Consider the following 5,092-nt stretch of genomic DNA (forward strand, 5'->3'; position numbering starts at 1 on the left):
CATCGCGTCCAGAAATGCAATCAACCTTGTCGTCCGGTCGCGTGCACGTCGGCGCTCACGGGGAATTTCCCGTAGCCCGACGGCAAACGCCAGCAGGTGAGATCGGATTTTTCCACGTGATCTCAAGAAGTCCGAAACGAGCACCTGACCAAGCCAGTGCTGGCGCTGCAGGGGTTCGAGGTGCTCCCAGGCATCCCAAAGTAGAGCCGCCGCCAGGGTGACAGGTAGTCGGTCGACCTTCTTGGCAAGATCGAGCCACTCGGCGATCCGCTCGCCTTCATCCCAATCCGGGTCGCGAATGACCAGCTCGCCCACACTGACCTCTTGTTCCCGCTTCCTTGGCGCGGCGACCTCTCTGCCATCGAACAGCCGTTCGGTACGGGCGAGGACCTCATCGATCTCCGCCAGCTCGGGAGCCAGTGCGTCGTCCTCATCCACCTCGACCATGGGCCTCTCCCCTCCCCTGTCGATCTGTTCGACCTCGCCCCCAGCTTCTTCTGAGATACCAGCGAGCGCCATGATGCCCGACCGAGAAACCGCCCATCCTGGATAATTCCTCGAGACCCGGCGCCTGGCCCGAACAATGCCATGAGCGATGACGAGTTCATGGCTCGGCGCGCGGATGTCCATTCGCGCATCGTGGAGAACGAGATCCTCGAGATGGACGAGTTCACCGGCAACCCACATACTGGAGACGGAATCGAAGAAGTTGGCCCGCTCAGCGAACCCGGATCCCACCTCGGACCGAGCAACTCGCTCGTCGAGCCGCGCGAGCGCATCCTCCGCGGCCGAAATAGGCCCCAGGAGAGCCTCATGGTTCACATTTCCGATTTCATAAGCCATTGAAAATATGGTGCTTCAAACTGAATACGGAAGCTATCACGCTTTTCGCTTCCGTCACACCGGTAATTCTTGTGCCCCTCTATATATAATGAGCGCTGCGGCCTCCGGGATTGAACACAGCCCCGGCAACTGGCGCTCAGATCGACGAGAAAAGCCGTTTTTCCGGGGTTTCTTGGCGCCTCCGGCAGTCAGAAAGGCACTCAAGAGACGTTTACAAACGATCCTTTATCCGTATCTTCTGTGTTTGGAAAACCGCCCTCCCCCACTCTCTCAGGTGTCATTTGTCACAGTGGACTGCACTGGCGGGACAAAGCTGACTTCAGTAGGGGCCATCGGCGAGATCAGGCGTCCGGGCGACGAGAAGCGGCGCCAACACCGGAATTCCCAAGCTCTTGAGGGTTTCGTCAGTCTGAGCCACGAACCGTGCACTGCGCGGCTGATGATTGAGCATTCGGCGCAGATCGATTGCAACGTCGTCGTTTTCACGGGCCAGCATGGTGATGTTCTCGATTTCGATCGGCATTAGCTGGAAATCCCGCACGAGAACGGCAGACGAGACAGCCCGTGACGCTTCAGCCGCCAATGGGCGCGTAGATGCCTTCAAATGCTGGAAGCCCGCCCTGATCAGCGGCCGAATGGCCAAGGCGGCGACTTTCAGCACGTTCGCCCGCTCCAAACGACCCAACTTCTCGTAAATGCCCCAGCGCCCCAGGGCATGGCGATAGGGCAGGCCTGCTGCTTCCCACGCGGCCTCAATTATCGGACGTGCCACATCTTTCATGCAGCGCGGGCGGCAGATTTCATCGATAACGCCACGCAAAACACGAAGCCAAAGACCACCGTGAACAATGCGCCCATCGGGCAACTGTACCCTGCCCTTCGTAACGGCCTGCAGGGTCAACTCGTCGATCGCCGCGAGTTCTGTGGCAGTTTCCCTGGAAACTGGATACTCGGATTGTTCGGCGGGACTGGCAGCTTGCAGCAGGACGCCGTGCTTCGGGCAACTCGCCATCCAGCTCGCTCGCCAATGTAGCCGACCGAAACGCTGCCGATCGCTCCGCAGGCATTCAATGCACCCGATCATCTTGCCGTCGGCGAGGTCACCCGAGATCCAGGGGAGCCACGAGGCAGCCCGCGCCGGCCGCACTCGCAACGCCGGGTTCTCAAAGATACCAAACTGACAGCAATAGGCTGGAAAGATGTCGCCGCGAGGCGACAGGCTGTCCACCAGATAGGGCACATAGGCCGCCATCGTCATGGCCCGGATCCGACCAATAGCAACACCTGTGCGTTCCGCCAGCTTCTGGATCAAAGGAGCCGATGGCCAGAAATCCGCCAATTCAATATCCGGCCTGTTGATCCCCAGGGCTGCTTCAGCGAATTCGCCGACGCCCATGTCATAAGCATCGGCGAGCCGCCACAGCCATGAAGACAAAGCTTCTTGCGGCAATGGCTGAGGATGAATCGGCAGCCTTGTCGCCATCCTCAGACCAGAAGCTTCTCGGTGAGACGTCGGCGGTCTGCCGGACCTTGGTATTTCATCTGGCGGAGCGACCGCTGATTGATCGCCTCCTCCCCGCCTTCGACCGCGGCAACCGCAGCCGAACGCAACAGAGCAGCTATTTCGCCTATAGTCCCGCCTGTGCGGGCCAAAATCCAGCGCTGCAGCTCGGCCGGGCTGAGAAATGACGGCTTACGAAGCGGGAACGTCGCCACGAAGCTCTGGATCAGCCGGTTGAGTTCGTCTCCCTCCTCCCACGCCGGCAGGATGATCGGATGAAACCGGTTCTCAAGCTGCGGATCGGTCCGGATGGCGAGATAGGCGTCCCTCGTCCCTGCCCCGACAATCGGAATTCTCAGTTCGTTGCCGAGAAACCGCAACAGGTTGAGGAATTCGCGCTGTGCCGGTGCGGTGCCGGCCAGAAGATTGTGCAGCTCGTCGATGATCAGGATTCGTGTGCCAACCCTCCTGAGGATCGACAACGCCAGCGCTTCAAGATCATGCTTGCGGGCAGTCCTGCGTACCGGCGCTCCCAAAACCTCCAGAAGATGCTGGTAGAAACGTGTAACGCCGGGATCCGTAAGCATCTGCACAACAACAACGGGGACGTTTTCCTCATCACGGTCGGGCACGGCAGGCAGCGTATGATCACGTCGGAATTTCTCGATGATCATCGATTTGCCGTTGTTAGTCGGCCCCAACAGGAGAAAACACTGAGGCCGAACGCGGCATGGCTCGTTTTCAATTGCAGCGCCGAGCAGATCGAGCGCAGCCTGTGCCTGCGGATAGCCGATCCACCATTGGCCACGGATGAAGGCAATTCGTTGCGCGTAATCCGCAGAGGCAATCTCTCGCAGATCGCGAGAAAGGTGGCTGAGATCGCTCATCACCATCTTTCCATCGGAAATGGCACCGAGTCGGCGGCCTGATCATCGCCGGCGAGCTCGGTTTCGATCGCCGGCATGACAGCCACGCTATCCACCGACGATTCTCGCACCGGCGTCTGTCGCGCCAGCTGGCGCCGGGCCGCTCTGGATTTCTTTGCTGCCGCCTTCACCAGCCCACGCTGCTGTTCGACCGTCCTGAAGATAACCTCTTCATCGACTTGGGCCCGACCGCCAGCCTTGATCATTTGGACGGCCTTCCGATGCTCAAAAAGCGAGATTCCTGGCCTTTCCAGACGCCGGCAAGGCACCGTCACGTAGCTACGGCCGTCCGGCTCGAGCACAAATATCTGCGACAGATCGCGAGGATCGCGACGGATCAGGAAGGACCGGCAACGATCCCTATTCGCTATCCACGGGCGCAAAACATCTGAATAGTAGGTGATGTGGTCGAGCGTGAAGCCATCGCGCTGGATCGTCCGGCGCACGACAGGCAGGAAATCGACCAGATACTCGCGGCTATTGGCAACTGGTCGCGGGTCTCCATGCTCGGCAATTCCGCGCTTCCACCGAGCGAGCGGCGGCTCCATGATCCCTTCGTGGACCGCGTGATGGTAGCGTCCGCTGATCGCCAGAGCCAGCCAATGCTCCAGCTCGGACAACGTAAGAACCGCAGTTGCATCGCTGTCATAGGTTCCCCGTTCGGTCGGATTTGAGAACGTTGTGCCGGGCAGATCATGGATAAGGCCCATCAATGTGCCGATCAGACGCTCGATCACCCCGCCGAAATGAGGTTGGCCCTTCGGGCGATATTCGAGGCCGATCCCATGCTGCTGACAGCCACGAGCGAGAGCTTCGCCATGAAATTCCGCAGCATTATCAAGATGCAGGAGACGCGGGACACCTGCGATCGGCCACTCTGTATCGAGACCGAGCCCGTCGAGATAGGCCTTCTTCTCAACTCCAGAGTGGGTGAGGCATAAACCGACACTCGTTGCGGACGGCGCCTCAAACGACACGAGAAAGCCGGTGATGCACCGGCTATAGACGTCGATCGCCACGGTCAGCCACGGCCGACCGACCGGGAGGCGGCTGATTTCGTCCACCAGGATGATGTCGACTGGTGTATGGTCGATCTGGACGATATCGAGCGGTCCCGTTGCGACGGGTCCATGGCCCGCAGCCGACGTCAGCCGTCTCGCTTCGCTGCTGCGCGGGCCGTCACGGCGACGCGCTACCTCTTCAGCCCGAATAGTCTCAAGGCGACGCCGGATCGTTTTCGCCGACGGAACCGGCAATCCGGCATTCTTACATCGGAGTTGAACTTCCTCAACGAGACGCACAATCCGACGCTTCTGCCGCGTCAGGTAGGTATCGTAGATTGCGGCGGTGACAATGTCGTCGACTCGCGCCGGCATCCTGGATCGGCCTCGGCCGCCGGATGGTTTTCCCGGAGCCAGCGAACTCATCAACCCACCTGAGGCCCGAAACCGGGCGACGAGTGTGTAGATCGAACGGGTGCTCATACCCAAAAGAGCTGCCGCGCCCCGCGCATCAACGGCTGGGACCAGTTCCTGAGCCGCCAAGGGTGCTATCACCGGATAGCGGCGCTGCGCCTCCTGCCGTGCTTCTTCAGAAAGCCCGAGCGTACCTCGTTCGGCAATCTGTCCAGCGTGATCATCCACCCTGCGACGTCCCTCCCCTGCAGGCAACCGACTCGGCGGCATTGAAGGGAAGTATGGGCAGTTTATGCTACATAGTGAAGACAACTATGGGGAATCACGAGCTGATTACTGTGACCATGACCTTCGCTAAGATATTGATCTTCCATACTCCGCATTGAAGCTAACTTTGACAACTGACA

4 protein-coding genes are annotated in these 5,092 nt (G+C 59.8%); all 4 read right to left on the minus strand.

Features of this window, described 5'->3' with window-relative positions:
- The coding region (locus DES43_RS21845) for an RHE_PE00001 family protein (protein WP_133676385.1) at positions 1 to 843 on the minus strand (843 nt) is incomplete at its 3' end.
- Between the two features lie 319 nt (positions 844 to 1,162).
- The gene (locus DES43_RS21850; protein ID WP_133676387.1) at positions 1,163 to 2,326 is read right to left on the minus strand and encodes a TniQ family protein; all 1,164 of its coding nucleotides are present in this window, start codon (positions 2,324 to 2,326) and stop codon (positions 1,163 to 1,165) included.
- A gap of 2 nt (positions 2,327 to 2,328) precedes the next feature.
- Positions 2,329 to 3,231, minus strand: coding sequence for a TniB family NTP-binding protein (locus DES43_RS21855; protein ID WP_133676389.1), 903 nt, complete (start codon positions 3,229 to 3,231; stop codon positions 2,329 to 2,331).
- Entirely contained in the window at positions 3,231 to 4,913 is a 1,683-nt protein-coding gene (locus DES43_RS21860) for a Mu transposase C-terminal domain-containing protein (RefSeq protein WP_208110872.1), read from the minus strand. Before DES43_RS21860 ends, DES43_RS21855 begins: the two co-directional genes overlap by 1 nt.
- Positions 4,914 to 5,092 lie beyond the last annotated feature (179 nt).

The organism is Aquamicrobium defluvii (assembly GCF_004363725.1).
Lineage (GTDB): Bacteria > Pseudomonadota > Alphaproteobacteria > Rhizobiales > Rhizobiaceae > Mesorhizobium > Mesorhizobium defluvii.

What these genes read in the sequence shown, in the direction of transcription:
- DES43_RS21850 (WP_133676387.1), bottom strand. Translation starts at nt 2,326, where the DNA reads ATGGCGACAAGGCTGCCGATTCATCCTCAGCCATTGCCGCAAGAAGCT.
- DES43_RS21855 (WP_133676389.1), bottom strand. Translation starts at nt 3,231, where the DNA reads ATGAGCGATCTCAGCCACCTTTCTCGCGATCTGCGAGAGATTGCCTCT.